This is a genomic window from Actinacidiphila sp. bgisy167 (genome assembly GCF_965342175.1).
Classification (GTDB): Bacteria; Actinomycetota; Actinomycetes; order Streptomycetales; family Streptomycetaceae; genus Actinacidiphila.
This window is the reverse complement of the sequence record NZ_CBDRBL010000079.1, coordinates 1-20,290: the sequence shown is the minus strand read 5'-3', so window position 1 is coordinate 20,290 and position 20,290 is coordinate 1. Positions and strand designations below refer to the sequence as shown.

The window sequence follows — 20,290 nt, the reverse complement described above, 5'->3', positions numbered from 1 at the left end:
GGACCGGGCGGGCGGGGTCACAGGCGGCACGCGTGGATCCCGGTGGTGAGGATGGCCCGTGCGCCGAGGTCGTACAGCTCGTCCATGATCCGCTGGGCCTCGCGGCTGGGGACCATGGCGCGGACGGCGACCCAGCCCTCGTGGTGCAGCGGGGAGACGGTCGGCGACTCGAGTCCCGGAGTGAGGGCGATGGCGCGCTCGACGTGCTCGACGCGGATGTCGTAGTCCATCATCACGTAGCGGCGGGCCACCAGGACGCCCTGGAGGCGGCGCAGGAACTGCCGCACCTTCGGCTCGGCCACCGCGTCCTCGCCGCCGGCGCCGACCCGGCGGACGACCACCGCCTCGGAGTCGATGATCGGCTCCCCGATGACCTCCAGTCCGGCGTTGCGCAGCGAGGTGCCCGTCTCGACGACGTCGGCGATGACGTCCGCCACACCGAGGTGGATGGCGGTCTCGACAGCGCCGTCGAGACGGACCACGGTGGCCTCCACCGCGTGGTCGGCGAGGTGCCTCCTGACGATCTCCGGATAGGAGGTGGCGATCGTCTTCCCGCCGAACTCCTTCACGTCGCTCACGCCGCCGGAGGTGGTGGCGTAGCGGAAGGTGGAGCGGGCGAAGCCGAGCTGCAGGATCTCCTCGGCATTGGCGCCGGAGTCCAGCAGCAGGTCGCGGCCGGTGATGCCGATGTCGAGCCGGCCCGAGCCGACGTAGACGGCGATGTCCCGCGGGCGCAGGTAGAAGAACTCGACGTCGTTCTCGCCGTCGACGAGGACGAGTTCCTTGGAGTCCTTGCGCTGGTGGTAGCCGGCCTCATGCAGCATCGCCGACGCAGGTCCGGACAGTGAACCCTTGTTGGGGACGGCGATGCGCAGCATGGGATGCGTTCCTTCGTGTCTCGGATACGGGTGGGGGACGGGCGTCACGGCGAGCGCGGAGAGGTACCGGCGGGTGATCCGCTCAGAGGTGAGCGTATACGTCATCGAGGTCGATGCCCCGGGCGACCATCATCACCTGCAGGTGGTAGAGCAGCTGGGAGATCTCCTCCGCGGTGCGGTCGGCGCCTTCGTGCTCGGCTGCCATCCACACCTCGGCGGCCTCCTCGACCACCTTCTTGCCGATCGCGTGCACTCCCTTGCCGACCAGTTCGGCGGTCCGGGAGGTGCTGGGGTCGCCGGTGGCGGCCTTGTGCTGGAGCTCGGCGAAGAGCTCCTCGAAAGTCTTCTTGGCCATGGTGGTCACCACCCTACGCGGAAGTGCCCGCGCCTCACCGCCACGGCTCGGATACTGAACGCAGGACGTTCGCGGTGGCCACCGCGGCGGTGACGGCCTCGTGCCCCTTGTCCTCGTTCGAGCCGGGCAGTCCGGCGCGGTCCAGGGCCTGTTCCTCGGTGTCGCAGGTGAGCACGCCGAAGCCGATCGGCACACCGGTGTCGACCGAGACCTGGGCCAGGCCCTGGGTCACGCCCTGGCACACGTAGTCGAAGTGCGGTGTGCCGCCGCGGATGACGACGCCGAGGGCGACGACCGCGTCGTAGCCCCGGCTCGCCAGCACCTTGGCGGCGACCGGCAGTTCGAAGCTGCCCGGGACGCGCAGCAGGGTCGGCTCGTCGATGCCCAGGTCGCCGAGCGCGCGCAGGGCGCCGTCGACCAGCCCGCCCATCACCTTCTCGTGCCACTGGGCCGCGATCACGGCCACACGCAGGTCACCGCTGTTCTGCACGGTCAGCTCGGGGGCGCCCTTACCGCTCACGTCGGTCTTCTCCTTGCTCGTTCTTGGTACTGGTCGTTCTGGACGTATCTGTTCGGCCAGGTCGCTCAGGTGGTTCAGGTGGTTCAGGTGGTTCAGGTGGTTCAGGTGGTTCAGGTGGTTCAGGTGGTTCAGGTGGTTCAGGTGGCGCCGGATGGCGGGGCGGGCTCCGCCGCTTCGCGGAGGCCTACTGGCCGGCGCAGGCTCCGGCGGGGGAGGGATCCAGCCAGGGCAGGTCGTGGCCCATGCGGTCCCGCTTCGTGCGCAGGTAGCGCAGGTTGTGCTCGCCGGCCGCGATCGGCATCGCGACGCGTGCGAGGACCCGCAGGCCGTGCTGTTCGAGGGCGTCGCTCTTGTCGGGGTTGTTGGTCATCAGGCGCAGGGAGCGCACGCCGAGGTCGTCGAGCATCTGGGCGGCGGCGCCGTAGTCCCGTGCGTCGGCGGGCAGTCCGAGTTCCAGGTTGGCGTCGAGCGTGTCGCGGCCACGCTCCTGGAGTTCGTACGCGCGCAGCTTGGACATCAGGCCGATGCCCCGGCCCTCGTGACCGCGGAGGTAGACCACGACGCCCCGGCCCTCGGCCGCCACCTTTTCGAGTGAGGCCTGCAACTGCGGTCCGCAGTCGCAGCGCAGCGAGTGGAAGACGTCTCCGGTCAGGCACTCGGAGTGGACGCGGACGAGGACGTCCTCGCCGGCGCCGATCTCCCCGGTCGCCAGCGCGATGTGCTCGACGCCGTCGGCGGTGCTGCGGTAGCCGTAGGCGCGGAAGTCTCCGAAGGCGGTGGGCAGCCGGGTCTCGGCCTCCCGGCGCACGGTCGGCTCCGAGGTGCGGCGGTAGGCGACGAGGTCCTCGATGGAGATGATGGCGAGGCCGTGCTTGCGGGCGAAGTGGACCAGTTCGGGGAGGCGGGCCATCGTGCCGTCCTCGTTGGCGATCTCCACGATGGCCGCGGCCGGGCGCAGTCCGGCGAGCCGTGCCAGGTCGACGCCCGCCTCGGTGTGGCCGTCGCGGGTCAGCACGCCGCCCGGCTTGGCGCGCAGCGGGAAGACGTGGCCGGGCCGCACGAAGTCGCCGGGGGCGGAACCGCCGGCGGCCAGCAGCCGGATGGTGGTCGCCCGGTCGGCGGCGGAGATGCCGGTGGTGACCCCGTGGGCGCCGCTCGCATCGACGGAGACGGTGAACGCGGTCTTCATGGACTCGGTGTTGGCGTCCACCATCTGCGGCAGGTCGAGCCGGTCCAGGTCGTGCTCCTCCATGGGCACGCAGATCAGGCCGCGGCACTCGGTCATCATGAAGGCGACGATCTCGGGGGTCGCCTTCTCCGCCGCGATGATCAGGTCGCCCTCGTTCTCGCGGTTCTCGTCGTCCACGACGACGACCGGCCGGCCGGCCGCGATGTCGGCGATCGCGCGCTCGACGGGGTCGAGGACGATCGGGGCGTCCCCCGCCGCGTGGAGGCTGTGCAGTGCGGTGGTCATGCGGCCGCTCCTTCCGGGACGGGCCCGCCGTGCCGCGGGACCCGGGTCTGCTGCCACCAGGCGTACAAGCCGGCGATCACGAGAACGAAGTAGATGACGTACACGAGTGCGGAGAACTTCAGGTCGCTGTTCCAGGCGAGGGGGACGCCGACCGCGTCGACGGCGAGCCAGGCGAACCAGAACTCCACCCAGCCCCTGGCCATGGCCACCATCGCGGCGACGGTGCCGACGAAGATGTAGGCGTCCGGCCAGGGGTTCCAGGACAGCGACGGGTAGAGCGTGAAGAGGCCGACGACCGCGAACAGTCCGGCCGCCGTGCCGGCGGCCAGCACGCCCCGCTCACGCCAGGTGGCGAAGCGGATCCGGATCTCGCCGCCGTCCCGGGCGCCGCGGCGCCACTGGAACCAGCCCCACACGGCGACGCCGATCACCAGCAGCTGCTTGCCGACGCCGCCGGTCAGCTGCGCCGACCAGTACGCGGCGACGAGCACCACGCCGGAGAGCAGCTGGACGGGCCAGGCCCACACCGAGCGCCGCCAGCCGAGGGCGAGACCGCCGAGGCCGAGGCCGTTGCCCACGACGTCGGTCCACTTGAAGTGCTCGCCGAAGGCGGAGAAGGCCACACTGTTCAGGGTGTCGAGCGCGCTCATTCCGCCGGATCCCCCTTCGGGGCGCCGGCCCGCTCCCCGTACAGCCGCTCGACGTACTTGGCGATCACGTCGACCTCCAGGTTCACCGGGTCGCCGGGCTGCTTGAAACCGAGCGTGGTGAGGGCGAGGGTGGTCGGGATCAGGCTGACGGAGAAGAAGTCGGGGCCTGCCTCGACGACGGTGAGGCTGATGCCGTCGACGGTGATCGAGCCCTTCTCGACGACGTAGCGGGACAGCTCGGCCGGAAGCGAGATCCGCACGATCTCCCAGTGCTCGGCGGGGGTTCGCGAGATCACCGCGCCGGTGCCGTCGACGTGGCCCTGGACGAGGTGCCCGCCGAGGCGGCCGCCCAGCGCCATGGGGCGCTCCAGGTTGACCTTGCTGCCGGGGCCCAGCGCGCCGAGGCTGGAGCGCTTCAGGGTCTCGGCCATCACGTCGGCGGTGAACTCGCCGTCCGCGGTGTCCACGACGGTGAGGCACACGCCGTTGACCGCGATCGAGTCGCCGTGCTTGGCGCCCTCCGTGACGACCGGGCCGCGCAGCCGGAAGCGGGAGGCGTCCCCCACGTCCTCTACGGCGACGACGGCGCCCAGCTCTTCGACGATTCCGGTGAACACGTCAGTTCTCCTCGGTGCGGCTCGGGTAGGCGGTGATGCGCAGGTCGGGGCCGATCCGTTCGGTCTCGGCGACGTCGAGCCGCAACGCGTGCGCGATGGTGGTGATTCCCGCGTCCCCCAGGGCCGCGGGGCCGGCTCCCAGGAGGGCGGGCGCCAGGTAGCCGACGACCTTGTCGACGGCTCCGGCGGCGACGAAGGCCCCGGCCAGGGTCGGGCCGCCCTCCAGCAGCACGGAGCGGACGCCTCGGCCGTACAGCTCGTCGAGCAGTGCGGGCACGTCCACGCCGCTGCCGGTGCGGGGCAGGCGGGCCACGTCGACGCCCGGCAGGTGGGCGGTGTCGGTGTCCTCGGCGACGGCGACCAGGGTCGCGGCGGTGCCGTCCAGCACCCGGGCGCCCGGGGTGATCTTCGCGTTGGTGTCGACGACCACCCGCAGCGGCGGGGTGAAGACGCCCTCCACCCCGCGAACGGCCAGGTGGGGGTCGTCGGCGCGCAGCGTGCCGGAGCCGACGACGACGGCGTCGGACTCGGCGCGCAGCCGGTGGACGTCGGCGCGGGAGGCCGCGGAGCTGATCCAGCGGCTGGTGCCGTCGGCGGCGGCGACACGCCCGTCGAGGGTGCTCGCGTACTTCCACACTACGAAGGGGCGCTGCCTCCGGGTGGCGGTGAGCCAGACCTCGTTGCCCCGGGCGGCCTCGGCCTCCAGCAGCCCGCTCTCCACGTCGATCCCGGCGGCGGCCAGGGTGGCGCCGCCGCCGGTCGCCGCGGGGGTGGGGTCGGCGACCGCGTAGACGACCCGGGAGACGTCGGCCGCGATCAGCGCCTGGGCGCAGGGGCCGGTGCGACCGGTGTGGTTGCAGGGTTCGAGGGTGACGACGGCGGTGCCGCCACGGGCGGCGTCGCCGGCCGCTCGCAGGGCGTGGACCTCCGCGTGGGGGCCGCCGGCCCGCTGGTGCCAGCCCTCGCCGGCGACTTCGCCGTGCGCGTCGAGGATCACGGCGCCGACGACGGGATTGGGGCTCGTCGAGCCCAAGCCGCGCGCGGCGAGCTCGATGGCACGGCGCATCGCGTCGGTTTCACCGGGTGTTGCCACCGGGTCCTCCTGCCTCTTCGGGCACGGACTCCGGGGCTGTGCGGAACACAGAGCGGACTTCTGGCTCGGGAGCACCGCGGCCGGTGAGGTGGCGCCCGTCCGCGTCCGCCCTTTTCCGGGGGGACACGCACCCGCGCCGCCATTGACGGCGGTGTACCGATGCCCGTCCGCCGCGCACTGCCTCCCATCCGGACTTTAACCGTCGGTCCAGGAATTTCACCTGGTCAACCGCCCGCTGGATGCGGACGGGTCGCGGACTGTAACCGCCGGTTCGGATTTTCACCGACCCCGGAGTGCGCTGAACGTCACTGGTACTGCGCCACCAGTGTGCCACGAAGGTTCCTTGCGGAGGCAAGGGATTGCTGTGGATTGGCTCACACGGGTCCGCCCGGCGCGTGCGGGCCGCGCGGCCCGCGCCTTCCGGAGGCTGTCAACACCGTTCGCGGCAGCGGCCCTTGACGCGCGTAAGAGGTCGCACGGATACGCGGGGTGGAGAAAGGAGCGGGTCGAGGGCCGAGTTTGGCAAGGCGGATTAGGGAGACGCAGCGGAGCTGCGGCGACCGACGACACCGCCGCCAGGCGAAAGCCATCGACCCACGACGCCGGCCCGCCTATCCGCGCGACCTCTGAGGAAGGCCGGCGCGACGCGACGTGACTCCGGCGGCGCGTGTCGCGGGGCGGCCCCCGTCAACCTCCGGCACGGCAGGGGCGCGGCCCGCACGCGCCGCCGCTCACCCCTCGGGGGTGAACAGGGCGTCCTGTGCGGCGTCCATGGCCAGGAGCACCGCACCGCGCAGCACCGCGCTGCCCGCCACGGTGCCCGCCCGCACCTGGGTCGGCAGCGGGGACATCCGGCCGAGCCGTTCCTCGACCCGGGCGGCCAGGTCCGCGCCGCCCGCCCGGCCCACCTCGCCGCCCAGCACCACGCAACCGGGGTCGAGCACGGCGCTGACGGCGGCCACCCCGATCACCACCCGGTCCGCCAGCGCGTCGAGGAAGAGCTCGCCCTGCTTGCCGCCCGCCCGGGCGGCGGTCACCACCGCCTCGGCTGCCGCGGCGTCGTCCGCGCCGGACACCGCGATCCCGTGCGAGCGCGCCAGAGCGCACACCGCCGCACTGCCCGCCAGGGAGTGGAATCCGCCCTCGCAGCCGCTCGCCGTCGGCAGTTGGAAGGTGCCCGGCACCGGCAGGAAGCCGATCTCCCCGGTGCCCCCGGAGGCGCCGCGCCGCAGGACCCCGCCCAGCACCACCGCGGCGCCCACTCCGTGGCCCAGCCACAGCAGGACGAAGTCCTCGCGGTCGCGCACCGAACCCAGTCGCCGCTCGGCGACGGCGGCCAGGTTGACCTCGTTCTCCAGCAGCACCGGCAGGGAGAGCCGCCTGCGCAGCTCGGCGACGAGCGCCGAGTGCCAGGCCGGCAACTGCCCGGTGGCGCGCAGTTCGCCGGTGGCCGGGTCGACGAGGCCGGGCGCGCCGACGGCGATCGTGTGCAGCGCGCCGGCGCCGGCGGTGTACGCCGTCCGCTCCAGCAGCGCCACCGAGCGCCGCACCGTACGCTGCGGATCGCCGACGGGGTCGACCGGCAGGACGGCGCTGCCGACGGCGTTGCCCAGCAGATCGGCCACCTCGATCGCCACGCTGTGGGTGCGCACGTCGAAGGCGGCGAGGTGCGCCCGGTCGGCGACGATGCCGTACAGCCGGGCGTTGGGGCCGCGCCGGTCGGCTCCCGTCTCACCGACCACGGCGATCAGCCCGGACTCCTGCAGGCGCTCCACCAGGTCGGCGACGCTCGGCCGGGACAGGCCGGTCAGTGCCTTGAGCTGGGCCGCCGTCAAAGGGCCCTCGCGCTGCAGCAGTTCCAGCGCCAGCCGGTCGTTGATCGCTCTGGCCGTGCGGGGCGAGGCGGTGCGCCCGGTGGGGGGTCGGATGGCGGTCATGGGCGGATCCTTCCAGAGCCCTGCGGCGCGTGCGAGGGCGGACGAGGCCCGCCGGAACCGGACCAGGCGGCGGACCGTGGCCGAAAAGCAGTCTATCTTTCAGGAAGCCTGCCTGATAATTTATGCCGGAACCGGGGCGGGACCAGACTGGGAGGGAACATGCCGAAGACGCCGACGACCCCGACGGGGAGGACCGATCCGCGGCTGCGGCGCGCCCAGCTCGCCGTCGCCGGGGTGTTCGCCGTGCACGGAGCGGTGACCGGCAGCTTCGCCACCCGGGTGCCCTGGATCCAGGAGCACGCCGGGCTCAGCGCCGGGCAGCTCGGCTTCGCACTGGTCTTCGCGGCCCTCGGCGCCTCCGTCGCCATGCCGCTCGCGGCGCGCATCTCCCACGGCATGGGCACGCGCAACGCGCTGCGCCTCCTGCTGGGCCTGTGGTGCGCATCCCTCGCGCTGCCGGCGCTCTCCCCCGGACTGGGCTGGCTGTGCGGGGCGATGTTCGTCTACGGCGCCTCGGCCGGCATGGCCGACGTCGTCATGAACGCCCAGGGCGTCGAGGTCGAGGAACGCCTCGGCCGCTCGATCATGTCCGGGCTGCACGGCATGTGGAGCGCCGGCACGCTGCTCGGCTCCCTCTTCGGCGTCCTCGCCGCCCACGCCGAACTCGACGCGCGCGTCCACCTCGCCGTCGGCGCCGCCCTGCTCGTCGTACTGGGCCAGGCGGCCTGCGGCAGCGTGCTCGACCTGCGGCCCTCCGCGTCCGAGGAAGCCCCCGCGCGCTTCGCCCTGCCGCCGCGCGCGGCCCTGGTCATCGGCGCCATAGGCTTCTGCGCCGTTTTCGCCGAGGGCGCCAGCATGGACTGGAGCGCGGTCTACCTCCGCGACGTCGCCGGCGCCTCCCCTGGGGTCGCCGCCGCCTCCTACACCGCCTTCGCCTGCACCATGGCCGTCTCCCGCCTCGTCGGCGACGTCGTCGTACGCCGCTTCGGCCCGGTCCGCACCGTACGCGCCGGGGGCCTGATCGCCACGATGGGCGGTGTCCTCGTGGCCACGGCATTCACCCGGGTCACCGCCATCGCGGGCTTCGCCCTCATCGGCGTGGGCATCGCCGTCGTCGTCCCGCTGTGCTTCGCGGCGGCAGGGCGCAGCGGCCCCAACCCGAGCCAGGCCATCGCCGGCGTCGCCACGGTCACCTACACCTCGGGCCTCGTGGCACCCGCCGCCATCGGCTCCATCGCGGAGGCCAGCTCCCTGCAGACCTCCTTCGGCCTCGTCACCGTGCTGGTCGCCGGGCTCGCCGTGGGCGCGGGCGTGCTCCGCAGCGCGGGCACGGTCTCCGTCGAGCACGACCGCGAGCCCGTGGCGGCGACGACGCCGCAGGCCTGACCTTCCGCTCATGCGGATCTTCCTGGAGACGGGGCGGCTGCGGCTGCGGCACTTCACCGACACCGACGCCGACGCGGAACTGCTCGTCGCACTCGACAGCGACCCCGAGGTCATGCGCTTCCTCGGCAACGGCCGCCCCACGCCCTCGGACGTCATCCGGCACGAGGTGCTGCCCCGCTTCGCGCGCTCCCAGGTCTGGGCCGCGGAGGAGTCCGCCACCGGCCACTTCGTCGGCTGGTTCGCCCTCACCCCCCGCCCCGGCGGGCCCGGCGACGACCTCGAACTCGGATACCGGCTGCGACGCGCCGCGTGGGGCCGGGGCTACGCCACCGAGGGCGCCAGGGCCCTGGTGCGCAAGGCCTTCACCGAGCTCGGCGCGCGGCGCGTGTACGCCGAGACGATGGTCGTCAACGCGCGGTCGCGGCGGGTGATGGAGAAGGCGGGGCTGTCGTTGGTGCGGGTCTTCCACGAGGAGTGGGACGAGACGCTGCCGGGCGCGGAGCACGGGGAGGTCGAATACGCCGTGACGCGCGAGGAGTGGACGCCGTAGATTCTGGGGCCGCCTATGCGTGCGCGGGTTCGTTGCGATTGCGGTGGGGTGTCTCCCCGCCCGACCGGTGCCCGGGGACGGTGGTGCGGGTGGTGCGCCCGGTTTTCGCGGTCACCCGGGAGCGGAGTCTGCGGGGTGGGGATTGCGCTCCGCGTACGCACGTGCATGGCGGGCGGTCCGGCTGAAGAGCCCTCCGACGGTGGCGGGCCGCCTCGACGCCGTGCCCGACAGCCCACGGCCGAGGCCGCTGGTCCGCGACATCGGGCATATGAATCCGCTCAGCGGACTGCCACGGACTCCCCGACCGGGATGCGCATCTGGGAGGAGTTGGGGTTCCGACCGCGGTATCCGTCGGTGTGGACGGCCCGCGACGCGGGCGGGCTCTGACTCACCCGATCCGGGGACCGCACGGCCGCCGTACCCCGCAGGCCGCCCGGCCTGCTGGGACGCTGTGCGCATGACGACCGCGCAACGGCAGGCCCCGATGGGCGTGGCCCAGGTGGTGGCGCGCATGCACGCGCTCGGTACGGCACTTCCGCCGCGGGACGGGGTGGCGGTCTTCAACCGCGTGTACCTCTCCGTGACCCAGGAACTGGACGGCCGCCTGGCGGCCGGCGGCTTCGGTGATCCCGTAGCCGCCGCCGCGCTGGCCGCCCGCTTCGCCGCGCGGTACCTGGAGGCGGTCGACGCCGCGACCGATCGCCGTGCCGTCCCCGCCTGCTGGCGGCCGCTGCTGCAGTTGCGGGGACACCGCGGCATCCGCCCGCTGCAGTTCGCCCTGGCCGGCATCAACGCGCACGTGGGGCACGACCTGGCGCTCGCGGTGGTGGACACCTGCAGCACACTGGAGTGCGAACCACCGTCCCTGGAAGGGGACTTCGACCGGGTGGGGGATCTGCTGACGTCCGTGGAGGAGCGCGTCAGGGAGGAGCTGATGCCCGGCCCCGATCTGCTGGACCTGGCCGACCCGCTGACCCATCTCGCCGGTTCGTGGAGCCTGGAACGCGCGCGGGACGCCGCGTGGGCCGCGTCCCGCGTGCTGTGGTCCCTGCGCGAAATGCCGGAGGTGTACGAGGAGTTCACCGAAAGGCTCGACGCGGGCGTCGGGCTGGTCGGTCGCTTCCTGCTGACCCCGCTGGGCCGCTGAGGGGGCGGGTCAATCCTCGTCGAGAACGACCGGCGCGATCTCGTCGTAGAGGTCGCCCGGGCCCGGGTTGCTCAGGTCGGTGGTGCCGCCGAACTGGTGCATCACACCCCAGACGGCGTTGAGCGCGGTCTGCACGGCGCCCTCGGCCCAGCCGGCCGTCCAGGAGACGTCGTCGCCGGCGAGGTAGATGCCGCGCTTGTCCTCGGGCAGGGTGTCCTGCATGAAGTGCGTGAACAGCCGCCGCTGGTAGCGGTAGTGGCCCGGCAGGTTCGCCTTGAACGCGCCCATGAAGTAGGGCTCGTTCTCCCAGGAGACGGTCACGGGGTTGCCGATGATGTGCCGCCGGATGTCGACCTTCGGATAGATCTCGCCGAGTGACTTGAGCATGACCTCCATGCGCTCGGACGCGCTCAGCGGCAGCCACTTGAGGCTGTCGTCGCACCAGGTGTACGACAGGCAGATCACCGCCGGCTCGTCGGGGCCGTTGTCGAGCGGGTAGGTGCCGCGGGTCATCCGGTCGGTGAGCGTCATGCTCATCACGTCCCGGCCCGTGTCCTCGTCCTTGTCGAGCCAGAACGGGCGGTCCACCGGGACGAAGAGCTTGCTGGACTCCATGTAGTGGGTCCGCTCGATCGCCGTCCAGTGGTCGATCGGGAAGAGCGAGTCGTCGCAGTCGATCTTGCTCAGCAGCATCCAGCTCTGCGCGGTGAAGATCGCCGCGCGGTAGGTGCGGATGTCGCCGTCGGCGTCGGTGACGGTGATCCGGTTGCCGGCGGTACGGTGCAGCCGGGTGACGGCCGGTCGCGGGTGGCCGTCGTGCAGGGACTTCAGCGAGGTGCCGTGCGGCCAGTGGACGAGCTTGTGCGGCTCGCGCTCCCACAGTCGCAGCGGGAGTTGCTGGCTGCCGCCGACGATGCCGCGGTGGTGGTCGTCGGCCTCGGTGTAGACGACCCGCAGGATCTCCAGGATGGAGTTGGGGAAGTCGGTGTCCCAGCCGCCGGTGCCGAAGCCGACCTGGCCGAAGATCTCGCGGTGCCGGAAGGACGCGAAGGCCTCGGAGTCGCAGAGGAAGCCGTAGAAGGTCTGGTTGTCGAGCTTCTCGACGAGTTTCGACCAGATCTCGCGGATGCGCGGGACGTCGCGCTCGCGCAGGGCCCGGTTCATCGCGGAGAAGTCCGCGCCCTCCTCCAGGCAGGCGTTCCAGGCGTGCGCGACGTCACGGTAGACCTGGGGCAGGTCGTCGATGGTCCGCGCGTAGTGGGACTCGCCCTTGAGGTCGACGACGGTCGACGGGGTGTGGGGGGAGAGGGGGTTGGGGAATGGCTTGGTCTCCAGGCCCACCAGGTCGATGTAGTGCTGCAGGGCGGTGGAGGACGGCGGGAAGCGCATCGCGCCCATCTCGGCGGTCAGCTTCTCGTCGCAGCCCTCGAACCCCGCGGTGCGCAGCCGTCCGCCGATCCGGTCGGCCTCGTAGACGACGGGCCTCAGGCCCATCTTCATCAGCTCGTAGGCGGCGACGATGCCGGACAGCCCGCCGCCGATGACCGCGACCTCGGCGCCGTGCTCGGTCGCCGGTATGGAGCCCAGACCCGCCGGACTGGCCAGGAAGTCGTCGTACGCGAAGGGGAAGTCCGGGCCGAACATGGTGATCGGCGGCGCCGACGGGGCCTCGGGCTGCTGCTCCTCGTGGACGGCGGTGGGCACCGTGGACGTCATGACGTGGTTCTCCTGGCTGTGAACGGTGGTGCGGTGAAGCGGCGGTCGAGATCGCGCCGGCGGTAGTGGCGCTGGGAGGAAGGAGGCGGAATCAGCCCAGCGAGCGGTACAGCTCGGGGCGGCGGTCCGCGAGATAGGGGGTCTCGTCCCGGACCGCGCGCAGCAGCTCCGGGTCGGCGTCTGCGACGACCAGTTCCTCGGTCGTTCCGGCCCGGGCGCGCACGGCGCCGTCGGGTCCGGCGAGGCAGCTCTGCCCCGCGAAGTCGAAGTCACCCTCGGGGCCGCAGCGGTTGGCGTAGGCGACGTGCAGCTGGCTCTCGTACGCGCGGGCCGGCACGAGGGTCTGCGGGACGAACTCGTAGGGCCGCATCAGCGCGGTGGGCACGGCGAGCAACTGCGTCCCGGCGAGGGCGTGGGCCCGCACGGTCTCCGGGAACTCGACGTCGTAGCAGACGAGGAGGCCGATCCGGACGCCGTCGAGCTCGCCCTGGACGACAGCGTCGTCGCCGGGAGTGAACCAGGTGCGCTCGAAGTCGCCGAACAGGTGCGTCTTGCGGTAGTTGGCCAGGCGTGCGCCGTCGGGGCCGACGAGCTGGGCGGAGTTGAAGACGTCGCGGCCGTCGCGCTCCGGATAGCCGTAGACGATGCCGAGGCCGTGCTCGGCGGCGATCCGGCCGACCCGGGCGGCGCAGGGACCGTCGGCCGCCTCGGCGAGGCCCGGGACCGCGTCGCCGAGGGCGTAGCCGGTCAGGTACATCTCGGGCGTGACGAGCAGGCGGGCTCCCGCGGCGGAGGCGCGGCGCGCGGCGGCATCGAGCGCCGCCAGGCTGTCGTCCACCGAGGAGGGGACGCCGCTCGGGCCCTGGTACAGCGCGGTGCGCAGCGGCGCCATGAAGCCTCTTTCGCCTGGTGGGAAGCGTGTTCTGGTCTGCCTCGACGGTACGTTCGGGGGGTTCGCGGCGACAAGACGCGTCCGTTGCGCACCGACCGCCGATTCATTGCGCGCAGGCGCCGAAGAGCGGTGATTCGTTGCGCGGGGACACCGGACGGCGTTCCCCGGCCCCGGCAGGCTCACCAGTCGGCGCGCCCCGATCGGCGTCCTCCGTCCGTCACCCCTCCGGCTGGTCCGGCGCTCCCGAGTACCGGCGCAGCAACGGCGACAGCACCAGGACGGACTTGGTGCGTTCGACGAAGGGCTCTCCGGCGATCCGCTCCAGGACGCGTTCGAAGTGGCGCACGTCGGCGGCGTAGATCTGGACGACGGCGTCGGCCTCGCCGGTGACGGTCGAGGCGGAGGCCACCTCCGGGTAGCGCGACAGGCCGCGCCGGATGTCCTCGGGCGAGGTGTTGTGCCGGCAGTAGAGCTCGACGAAGGCCTCCGTCTCCCAGCCCAGCGCGGCAGGCTCGACGCGGACGGTGAAGCCGGTGATGGCGCCCTGCGCCAGCAGTCGGTCGACGCGGCGCTTGACGGCGGGGGCGGAGAGCCCGACGAGGGCGCCGATGTCGGCGAACGAGCGGCGGGCGTCCTCGGCGAGGGCGTGGACGATGCGTTGGTCGAGTTCGTTCAGTCGCACTGGGGGTGGGTCACTTCTCTTCGCGAGCGAGCCGGGAACGGCGCGAGCCGTACGCGAGCCGTACGCGAACCAGACTACGAGGCCGGTCACGCTCCATCCCGCGTGGCGCTCCCGCGCGCCTGCGCCGCACCGGGGACCGCCCCGCGCGGTGCCCGGCGCCGAGGCGGCGAAGCCACCCGAGGCCGCGTCGTGCCGTCCGGCGCGACGCGGACGGGGCACTCGCCCGGTGCCGCCGTGCCCGTCCGCTCCGTCCGCTCCGTCCGCTCGCGGGAGCGGATGACGCGGACGGGGCGCTCGGGCGAGGGGTCCGCTACTGCCAGCTGGCGTGCAGCGGCTTGCCCTCGGCGTAGCCGGCCGCGCTCTGGACGCCGACGACGGCCTTGTCCGCGAACTCGCCGAGGTCGGCGGCCCCGGCGTAGGTGCAGGCGCTGCGGACGCCCGCGATGATCGAGTCGATCAGGTCCTCCACGCCCGGGCGGGCCGGGTCGAGGAACATCCGCGAGGTGGAGATACCCTCCTCGAACAGCCCCTTGCGGGCGCGGTCGTAGGCGGACTCCTCGCTGGTGCGGTTGGCCACGGCGCGGGCGGAGGCCATGCCGAAGCTCTCCTTGTACGGCCGGCCGTCGGCCGTGTGCTGCAGGTCGCCGGGCGACTCGTAGGTGCCCGCGAACCAGGAACCGATCATGACGTTGGACGCGCCGGCGGCGAGGGCCATCGCGACGTCCCGCGGGTGCCGGACGCCGCCGTCGGCCCAGACGTGCTTGCCGTGCCGGGCGGCCTCGGCGGCGCACTCCAGGACCGCGGAGAACTGGGGCCGGCCCACGCCGGTCATCATGCGGGTGGTGCACATCGCGCCCGGGCCCACGCCGACCTTGACGATGTCGGCGCCGGCCTCGATCAGGTCGCGGACGCCCTCGGCGGAGACGACGTTGCCCGCCACGACCGGCACCCGCGGGTCCAGCGCGCGGACGGCCCGCACCGCCTGGATCATGCTCTCCTGGTGGCCGTGGGCGGTGTCGACGACGAGGGTGTCCACCCCCGCGTCCAGCAGCTGCTTGGCCTTGCCCGCGACGTCGCCGTTGATGCCGACGGCGGCGGCGATGCGCAGCCGCCCGCCGGCGTCGGTGGCCGGGGTGTACAGGGTGGCGCGCAGCGCCGCCTTCCGGGTGAGGATGCCGGCCAGCCTGCCGTCGGCGTCCACGGCGGGCGCCAGCTTGCGGTTGGCGTCCTCCAGGCGGTTGAAGGCCTCACGCGGGTCGATGTCCGCGGGCAGCAGCAGGAGGTCCTTGGACATCACCACGGAGACCTGGGTGAAGCGGTCCACGCCGGTCAGGTCGTGCTCGGTGACGATGCCGACCGGACGGCCGTCCTCGACGACGACGGCGGCCCCGTGCGCCCGCTTGGGCAGCAGCGCCAGGGCGTCGGCGACGGTGGCGTGCGGGCCGAGGACGATCGGGGTGTCGAGCACGAGGTGCCGCTGCTTCACCCAGGTGATCACCTCGGCGACCACCTCGATCGGGATGTCCTGCGGGATGACGACCAGGCCTCCGCGACGGGCGACGGTCTCGGCCATGCGGCGGCCGGCGACGGCGGTCATGTTGGCGACCACGAGCGGGATGGTGGTGCCGGTGCCGTCCGGGGTGGAGAGGTCGACCGCCTGGCGGGACCCCACGGCCGAGCGGCTGGGGACCATGAACACGTCGTCGTACGTCAGATCGTACGGAGGTTTTGCATCATTGAGGAAACGCACGTACTTCATCGTTGCACGAGCACCGACGAAATGGACACGGAGGAAACTCCGGCGCTCACGAAGGGTCGCTCGTAGTTTCCTCCAAAACGATGTCGAACCGGAGCGCGGCGGTGTCATGGAAGGCGGCGGCGGCCGCGAGGACCCGGCGGGCGGTCTCCCACTCCCCCGGCTCGGCGGCCGCGTACTCCTGCCATCCGCGTACGACCAGGCGGAGGCCGCCCTGCGCGGGGTCCGGCAGGTCGGTGAGGCAGTCGTAGAGCGCGTCCCAGTTGCGGCCGAACCAGTGGGGCAGCCGCAACTGCTCGGCGCTGCGGTCCATGAACGCGTTCTTGGTCGTGACCCCGTGGAGGTCCAGCACCGCCGTTGCCGTCATCTGCGGACCGCCCTGAAGGTCTTGTAGTGGTCGTCGGTGTAGTAGATCTCGCCCCCTGCTCCCACGACGAGGCGGCGGGCGCCGCGGTCCCGCTCACCCGGGGTCGGCACGGTGTACTCGCGGTAGTAGTCGCTCGGGCGGGCCGGCAGGATGCCCTCGAAGTTGTGGAAGACGGTGCCGTCCTTCGCGTACGGGAAGGGCCCGCCGGCGTCGATCAGGCGGAGCGTCTCCCGTGCCTCGGGCGGCAGGGTGTCAGCGGCCACCGTGGACACCGGCTCAGGCGCCGAGCCCCCGCCCGTGGGCACGGAGCAGCCGGTGAGCAGCAGGGCGAAAACGCCCAGGAGGGCGGCGGCGATCGCGAGAAGGCGGGCGGACCCGGTCGGCATGCGGTGATGCTGCCACAGTGAGGGCCGGCGGCCGCGCAGGGCCCGCGGCGGGGCGTCCGCGGACGGGCTCCGAGGACCTTTAAGGACGGGCCGCCTCGGGGTCGGCTCGGTCGAGGGCCGGGCGCGGCATGGGCGCGGCGGAGTCCAGCAGGTGGTCGGCGGCGGCGGTGTCCGTGACGATGCTGGTGACCAGGCCGGAGCGGAGCACCGCGTCGACAGCGGCGGCCTTGCGCACCCCGCCCGCGATGGCGAGCACCTCGGGGATGCGGCGCAGCCGGTCCGCTTCGATGGTGATGCAGCGCTCGCCCAGGTCGCGGCCGACCAGCCGGCCCTCGGCGTCGAAGAGGTGGGAGGACATCTCCGCGGCGACGCCGAGGGAGGCGTAGTGGTCGCGCTCGGTCTCGGTCAGCGCGTCGTGGACGGTGGAGATGCCGGCCGCCCAGGAGCCGATCGACACCACGGCCACGGTGACCTTGTCGAAGTACCCCATGGCCGCGGCGATACCGCTCTGCGCACGCAGTGCCGCCGCGGTCGCCGGGTCGGGGAGCACCATGGGGGCGTACATGGGGTGCGCCTCGCCGCCGGAGACGGCCGCGGCGGTGCGGACCGCCTCGACCGAGCCGCGGTCGGCGGTGCCCGCGTCGTACACGCCGGTGAGCTGGACGACCGTGCAGGGCGGCAGCCGGTCGAGGGCGTTGGCCATGGTGATGATGGAGCGGCCCCAGGCCAGGCCCAGCACGTCGCCCTCGCTGACCAGTTCGCCGAGCAGTTGCGCGGCGACCGCGCCCAGGTTCTCCGGGTCGGGGCCGTCGGTCTCGTCGGCGGGCGACTCGACGACGACGGCGTGCCGCAGCCCGTAGCGGGCCCGCAGGGCGTCGGAGCGTTCGGCGTCGAGTTCCGCCGGGACCCTGATCTCGATGCGCACGAGGTCGCGTTCGAGGGCGGTCTCCAGGACCCGCGCCACCTTGAAGCGGCTCACGCCGAACTCCTCGGCGATCTGGATCTTGGACTTTCCCTCCAGATAGAAGCGGCGCGCCATCGCCGCCGCCTGGACCATCTCGCCGGGGCCCATGCGCACCCCGGTGCGGCCTGCGGTCACGTTCTCTCCCCAGTTGCCCATCTGATCGGCTCCGCGCTCATCCTCGCACGTACTGCGGAGTACCGGGGCGCGGTGCCCATGGAGTGGTCATGGCCGGTCGGGACGCGGTCACTCGCGGTCAGTGCGCGCAGGCGGCCGCCGCCTGCTTGCGCAGCCGCCGCACCGCGTCGGCCGGGTCCTCCGCGCCGTAGACGGCGGAACCCGCGACGAAGACGTCCGCTCCGGCCTCGGCGCAGCGCTCGATGGTCGAGGCCGAGACTCCCCCGTCCACCTGCAGCCACAGATCCAGCCCGTGCTTGTCGATCAGCTTCCGGGCCCGGCGGATCTTGGGCAGCATGATGTCCAGGAAGGCCTGACCGCCGAAGCCCGGCTCCACGGTCATGATCAGCAGCATGTCGAGTTCGGGGAGCAGGTCCTCGTAGGGCTCGACGGGTGTGGCCGGCCTCAGCGCCATCGAGGCCCGCGCGCCCTTTGCGCGGATCTCGCGGGCCAGGCGCACGGGGGCGGCGGCGGCCTCCGCGTGGAAGGTGACGGAGCCCGCGCCCGCCTCGACGTAGGCCGGAGCCCAGCGATCCGGGTCGGCGATCATCAGATGGCAGTCGAGCGGGGTCTGCGTCGCCTTGCTGAGCGACTCCACGACCGGCATGCCCAGCGTGAGGTTGGGGACGAAGTGATTGTCCATCACGTCGACGTGGAGCCAGTCCGCGCCCTCGACGGCCCGCGCCTCCTCGGCGAGGCGGGCGAAGTCGGCGGAGAGGATACTGGGGTTGATCTGCACGGCCATGCGTCCAGTATGGCGGTGCCCGCCCCTTCTCCGCGCACCGGGCGCAAGGCTGCGGAGCACCACCGGGACGATCCCCACCCCGCGGCAGGCCGCGCGGGGTGCGGGGCCCTCCTCGGGAGCGCGCCCTTCGGCACGCGACGCCGGCGACGCGCCCCGGGCGGCTCGGCAGCCCGTCCGCGGCGGCCCCTGGGCCGCGCTCCGGGCTCGGCGGGCCGAGACCCGCGGGCGGCGAGCGGAACGGCTCCGTCCCATGCCGCCGGGGGCGCGAGGTCCACCGGAACCCGCGAGCGGCGGAGCGGTGGCCCAGGGGCCGCGAGCGCGGCCGTACTGCGCTCACAAAACTGGGCTCGCCGTCGCGCGTCGCACGACGGCCTGTCAGGGATCCGGCCGGGAAGGGCGGATGACGCTCACGTCGTCTGCGACGGCCACCCTCGGGGCGCGCCCTGGTGGCGGCCGGCCACCGGCGGAGACCGCCGACGCGCGTCCGGCTCACGAGAGGCCGATCTCCCCCGCGGACAGCGGTGACCGCCCGCGACGGGCGCGGGCGGTCACCAGGGCACGACAGGTGTCACGCGTTGGGACGCTTGCCGTGGTTGGCGCCCTTCTTCTTCCGGCCGCGCCGCTTGTTGCCTCGCTTGGACATGATGCCCAACTCTCTCGTATAGGACATTTCAACCGCGGTCAGTCTATGGCCGCCGCCGATGCGCGGCACGCCGGCGGCGTCCCGGACGCGAACGCGGACGCCGGGTCACTGCGGGAAGCACTCGCGCAGGAAGGCGTTGCGGAAGACGCCCGACGGGTCGAGCCGGGCGGCAAGCGCACGGAAGTCGTCATAGCGCGGGTAGAGCTCGCTCAGCACGGCGGGTGACGAGGTGAACAGCTTGCCCCAGTGCGGGCGGGGAGCGAAGGGGCGCAGCGCCTCCTCGACGACCTGGAGCGCCCGCGCCACCCCGGCGACGTCGGCGGTCCAGGTGAAGTGGAAGGCGACGCTGTCGCGTCCGTAGGCGGGGCTGAGCCACAGGGAATCAGCCGCCACGGCGCGGATCTCGCCGATCTGCACCTCGGACGAGAACCGCTCCCGCACCTGCCACAGGGCGTCGAACGCCGCTACGGCGTCGCTCCGGTCGACGAAGAACTCCGACTGGATCTCCTCCCCACTGCTCGGGGTGAACTCCAGCCGGAAGTGGGGCAGCCGGGCGTACCAGGGGCCGACGAGGCCCTGCTGCGGCGTGCAGTGCGTGCCGGGCATGCCCGGGATCGGGTGCCGGGGCCCGTCGGCGGCGGTGGCCCCGAACCACTTCCGCGGGGCGGGCTCCGCGCCGTCGGCGTCGACCCGCTCCTTGAGCCACACCTGGTCGGCGGCGCGGTCCCGCCAGCGGGTGAAGACCGACACGCTGTAGCCGGCGGACATCACCGCGTCGAAGTTCCCCTGGAGCTCCTCGCCGGGCATGTCCTCGTAGACGGTCTGGCGCACGGCGAAGGCCGGGACAAGGTCGAGGGTCAGCCGGGTCACCACACCCAGCGCGCCCAGGGCGACGACGGAGCCGTCGAAGTCGTCGTCGCCGCGCCGGACCTCGACCAGCTCGCCGTCGGCCGTGACCATCGTCAGGGCGCGGACCGCGCCGGCCAGGCTGCGCAGGCCGACGCCCGAGCCGTGGGTGCCGGTGGCGCAGGCCCCGGCCACCGAGATGTGCGGCAGCGAGCCGAGGTTGTGCAGCGCCAGCCCCGCCTCGTCGATCGCGCGGACGATCTCACCGAAGCGCAGCCCCGAAGCCACCGTGGCGGTGCGGGCGGCGCTGTCGACCTCGGTCACCGCCGGCAGCCGTGCGGTGGAGACGTGCTCGCCGTCGGTGTCGGCGACGGTGCTGAAGGAGTGCCGGGTGCCGAGGGCGCGTACCCGCCGGGACCGGGCCACGATCTCCTGCAGCTGGGTGACGGACTCGGGATGGTGGAGCCTTTGTGCGGTGAAGGCGACGTTGCCGCCCCAGTTGGTCTCCGCGG

21 protein-coding genes and 1 riboswitch are annotated in these 20,290 nt (G+C 72.9%); of the genes, 3 read left to right on the top strand and 18 right to left on the bottom strand.

Annotated features, from left to right (window positions below):
• Window positions 1–17 precede the first annotated feature (17 nt).
• From hisG to ACRWND_RS24745, 8 genes are all read right to left on the bottom strand, one after another.
• Entirely contained in the window at window positions 18–878 is an 861-nt protein-coding gene (gene hisG, locus ACRWND_RS24780; protein WP_431953039.1) for an ATP phosphoribosyltransferase, read from the bottom strand.
• An 82-nt stretch (window positions 879–960) separates the two neighbouring features.
• Window positions 961–1,233, bottom strand: coding sequence for a phosphoribosyl-ATP diphosphatase (locus ACRWND_RS24775; protein WP_431953037.1), 273 nt, complete (start codon window positions 1,231–1,233; stop codon window positions 961–963).
• 34 nt (window positions 1,234–1,267) lie between these two features.
• Window positions 1,268–1,753 (bottom strand): 6,7-dimethyl-8-ribityllumazine synthase, encoded by a 486-nt coding sequence (gene ribH, locus ACRWND_RS24770; protein ID WP_431953035.1) that lies wholly within the window; start codon window positions 1,751–1,753, stop codon window positions 1,268–1,270.
• A gap of 184 nt (window positions 1,754–1,937) precedes the next feature.
• Complete coding sequence (locus tag ACRWND_RS24765; RefSeq protein ID WP_431953033.1) at window positions 1,938–3,227, bottom strand: bifunctional 3,4-dihydroxy-2-butanone-4-phosphate synthase/GTP cyclohydrolase II; 1,290 nt, start codon at window positions 3,225–3,227, stop codon at window positions 1,938–1,940.
• Complete coding sequence (locus ACRWND_RS24760; RefSeq protein WP_431953031.1) at window positions 3,224–3,877, bottom strand: nicotinamide mononucleotide transporter family protein; 654 nt, start codon at window positions 3,875–3,877, stop codon at window positions 3,224–3,226. The genes ACRWND_RS24765 and ACRWND_RS24760 overlap by 4 nt, the downstream gene beginning before the upstream one ends.
• Entirely contained in the window at window positions 3,874–4,494 is a 621-nt protein-coding gene (locus ACRWND_RS24755) for a riboflavin synthase (protein WP_431953029.1), read from the bottom strand. Before ACRWND_RS24755 ends, ACRWND_RS24760 begins: the two co-directional genes overlap by 4 nt.
• Window position 4,495: 1 nt before the next feature.
• Window positions 4,496–5,587 (bottom strand): bifunctional diaminohydroxyphosphoribosylaminopyrimidine deaminase/5-amino-6-(5-phosphoribosylamino)uracil reductase RibD, encoded by a 1,092-nt coding sequence (gene ribD / locus ACRWND_RS24750; RefSeq protein WP_431953027.1) that lies wholly within the window; start codon window positions 5,585–5,587, stop codon window positions 4,496–4,498.
• A gap of 170 nt (window positions 5,588–5,757) precedes the next feature.
• A riboswitch (FMN riboswitch) is annotated at window positions 5,758–5,888 on the bottom strand.
• Between the two features lie 430 nt (window positions 5,889–6,318).
• Entirely contained in the window at window positions 6,319–7,524 is a 1,206-nt protein-coding gene (locus tag ACRWND_RS24745; protein ID WP_431953026.1) for an ROK family transcriptional regulator, read from the bottom strand.
• A 159-nt stretch (window positions 7,525–7,683) separates the two neighbouring features.
• Between ACRWND_RS24745 and ACRWND_RS24740 the strand changes: the two genes are divergently transcribed.
• The 3 genes from ACRWND_RS24740 (at window position 7,684) to ACRWND_RS24730 (ending at window position 10,607) form a co-directional block, all read left to right on the top strand.
• On the top strand, window positions 7,684–8,910 hold the full coding sequence (locus ACRWND_RS24740) for an MFS transporter (RefSeq protein ID WP_431953025.1): 1,227 nt from the start codon (window positions 7,684–7,686) through the stop codon (window positions 8,908–8,910).
• 10 nt (window positions 8,911–8,920) lie between these two features.
• Window positions 8,921–9,460 (top strand): GNAT family N-acetyltransferase, encoded by a 540-nt coding sequence (locus ACRWND_RS24735; RefSeq protein ID WP_431953023.1) that lies wholly within the window; start codon window positions 8,921–8,923, stop codon window positions 9,458–9,460.
• A 457-nt stretch (window positions 9,461–9,917) separates the two neighbouring features.
• A complete protein-coding gene (locus tag ACRWND_RS24730; protein WP_431953021.1) occupies window positions 9,918–10,607 on the top strand; it encodes a DUF5995 family protein in 690 nt (229 codons plus the stop codon).
• Window positions 10,608–10,616: 9 nt separating this feature from the next.
• On the opposite strand, the gene ACRWND_RS24725 is transcribed toward ACRWND_RS24730, so the two are convergent.
• The 10 genes from ACRWND_RS24725 to ACRWND_RS24680 form a co-directional block, all read right to left on the bottom strand.
• Window positions 10,617–12,323 (bottom strand): flavin monoamine oxidase family protein, encoded by a 1,707-nt coding sequence (locus ACRWND_RS24725; protein ID WP_431953019.1) that lies wholly within the window; start codon window positions 12,321–12,323, stop codon window positions 10,617–10,619.
• 91 nt (window positions 12,324–12,414) lie between these two features.
• A complete protein-coding gene (locus ACRWND_RS24720; protein ID WP_431953017.1) occupies window positions 12,415–13,215 on the bottom strand; it encodes a carbon-nitrogen hydrolase family protein in 801 nt (266 codons plus the stop codon).
• 217 nt (window positions 13,216–13,432) lie between these two features.
• The gene (locus ACRWND_RS24715; RefSeq protein ID WP_431953015.1) at window positions 13,433–13,897 is read right to left on the bottom strand and encodes an Lrp/AsnC family transcriptional regulator; all 465 of its coding nucleotides are present in this window, start codon (window positions 13,895–13,897) and stop codon (window positions 13,433–13,435) included.
• Window positions 13,898–14,207: 310 nt separating this feature from the next.
• A complete protein-coding gene (locus tag ACRWND_RS24710) occupies window positions 14,208–15,656 on the bottom strand; it encodes a GuaB1 family IMP dehydrogenase-related protein (RefSeq protein ID WP_431953013.1) in 1,449 nt (482 codons plus the stop codon).
• Between the two features lie 46 nt (window positions 15,657–15,702).
• Window positions 15,703–16,020: a barstar family protein gene (locus ACRWND_RS24705; RefSeq protein WP_431953011.1), complete on the bottom strand. Its 318-nt coding sequence runs from the start codon at window positions 16,018–16,020 to the stop codon at window positions 15,703–15,705.
• Window positions 16,017–16,406 carry a ribonuclease domain-containing protein gene (locus ACRWND_RS24700; RefSeq protein ID WP_431953009.1) on the bottom strand — a complete coding sequence of 130 codons (390 nt, stop codon included), beginning with the start codon at window positions 16,404–16,406 and terminating at the stop codon, window positions 16,017–16,019. Before ACRWND_RS24700 ends, ACRWND_RS24705 begins: the two co-directional genes overlap by 4 nt.
• A 79-nt stretch (window positions 16,407–16,485) precedes the next feature.
• Window positions 16,486–17,526, bottom strand: a complete 1,041-nt coding sequence (locus ACRWND_RS24695; RefSeq protein ID WP_431953007.1) for a sugar-binding transcriptional regulator — start codon at window positions 17,524–17,526, stop codon at window positions 16,486–16,488.
• A gap of 97 nt (window positions 17,527–17,623) precedes the next feature.
• The gene (rpe, locus tag ACRWND_RS24690; protein ID WP_431953005.1) at window positions 17,624–18,289 is read right to left on the bottom strand and encodes a ribulose-phosphate 3-epimerase; all 666 of its coding nucleotides are present in this window, start codon (window positions 18,287–18,289) and stop codon (window positions 17,624–17,626) included.
• Window positions 18,290–18,857: 568 nt separating this feature from the next.
• Window positions 18,858–18,932: a 50S ribosomal protein bL37 gene (locus tag ACRWND_RS24685; RefSeq protein WP_431953067.1), complete on the bottom strand. Its 75-nt coding sequence runs from the start codon at window positions 18,930–18,932 to the stop codon at window positions 18,858–18,860.
• A 105-nt stretch (window positions 18,933–19,037) separates the two neighbouring features.
• On the bottom strand, window positions 19,038–20,290 hold a 1,253-nt coding region (locus tag ACRWND_RS24680), incomplete at its 5' end, for an FAD-binding protein (RefSeq protein WP_431953003.1).

Excerpts from the sequence above, each read along its gene's own strand:
- hisG (WP_431953039.1), bottom strand. The coding sequence starts at position 878 with ATGCTGCGCATCGCCGTCCCCAACAAGGGTTCACTGTCCGGACCTGCG.
- ACRWND_RS24775 (WP_431953037.1), bottom strand. The coding sequence starts at position 1,233 with ATGGCCAAGAAGACTTTCGAGGAGCTCTTCGCCGAGCTCCAGCACAAG.
- ACRWND_RS24765 (WP_431953033.1), bottom strand. The coding sequence starts at position 3,227 with ATGACCACCGCACTGCACAGCCTCCACGCGGCGGGGGACGCCCCGATC.
- ACRWND_RS24760 (WP_431953031.1), bottom strand. The coding sequence starts at position 3,877 with ATGAGCGCGCTCGACACCCTGAACAGTGTGGCCTTCTCCGCCTTCGGC.
- ACRWND_RS24745 (WP_431953026.1), bottom strand. The coding sequence starts at position 7,524 with ATGACCGCCATCCGACCCCCCACCGGGCGCACCGCCTCGCCCCGCACG.
- ACRWND_RS24740 (WP_431953025.1), top strand. The coding sequence starts at position 7,684 with ATGCCGAAGACGCCGACGACCCCGACGGGGAGGACCGATCCGCGGCTG.
- ACRWND_RS24735 (WP_431953023.1), top strand. The coding sequence starts at position 8,921 with ATGCGGATCTTCCTGGAGACGGGGCGGCTGCGGCTGCGGCACTTCACC.
- ACRWND_RS24730 (WP_431953021.1), top strand. The coding sequence starts at position 9,918 with ATGACGACCGCGCAACGGCAGGCCCCGATGGGCGTGGCCCAGGTGGTG.
- ACRWND_RS24725 (WP_431953019.1), bottom strand. The coding sequence starts at position 12,323 with ATGACGTCCACGGTGCCCACCGCCGTCCACGAGGAGCAGCAGCCCGAG.
- ACRWND_RS24720 (WP_431953017.1), bottom strand. The coding sequence starts at position 13,215 with ATGGCGCCGCTGCGCACCGCGCTGTACCAGGGCCCGAGCGGCGTCCCC.
- ACRWND_RS24710 (WP_431953013.1), bottom strand. The coding sequence starts at position 15,656 with ATGAAGTACGTGCGTTTCCTCAATGATGCAAAACCTCCGTACGATCTG.
- ACRWND_RS24705 (WP_431953011.1), bottom strand. The coding sequence starts at position 16,020 with ATGACGGCAACGGCGGTGCTGGACCTCCACGGGGTCACGACCAAGAAC.
- ACRWND_RS24700 (WP_431953009.1), bottom strand. The coding sequence starts at position 16,406 with ATGCCGACCGGGTCCGCCCGCCTTCTCGCGATCGCCGCCGCCCTCCTG.
- ACRWND_RS24695 (WP_431953007.1), bottom strand. The coding sequence starts at position 17,526 with ATGGGCAACTGGGGAGAGAACGTGACCGCAGGCCGCACCGGGGTGCGC.
- rpe (WP_431953005.1), bottom strand. The coding sequence starts at position 18,289 with ATGGCCGTGCAGATCAACCCCAGTATCCTCTCCGCCGACTTCGCCCGC.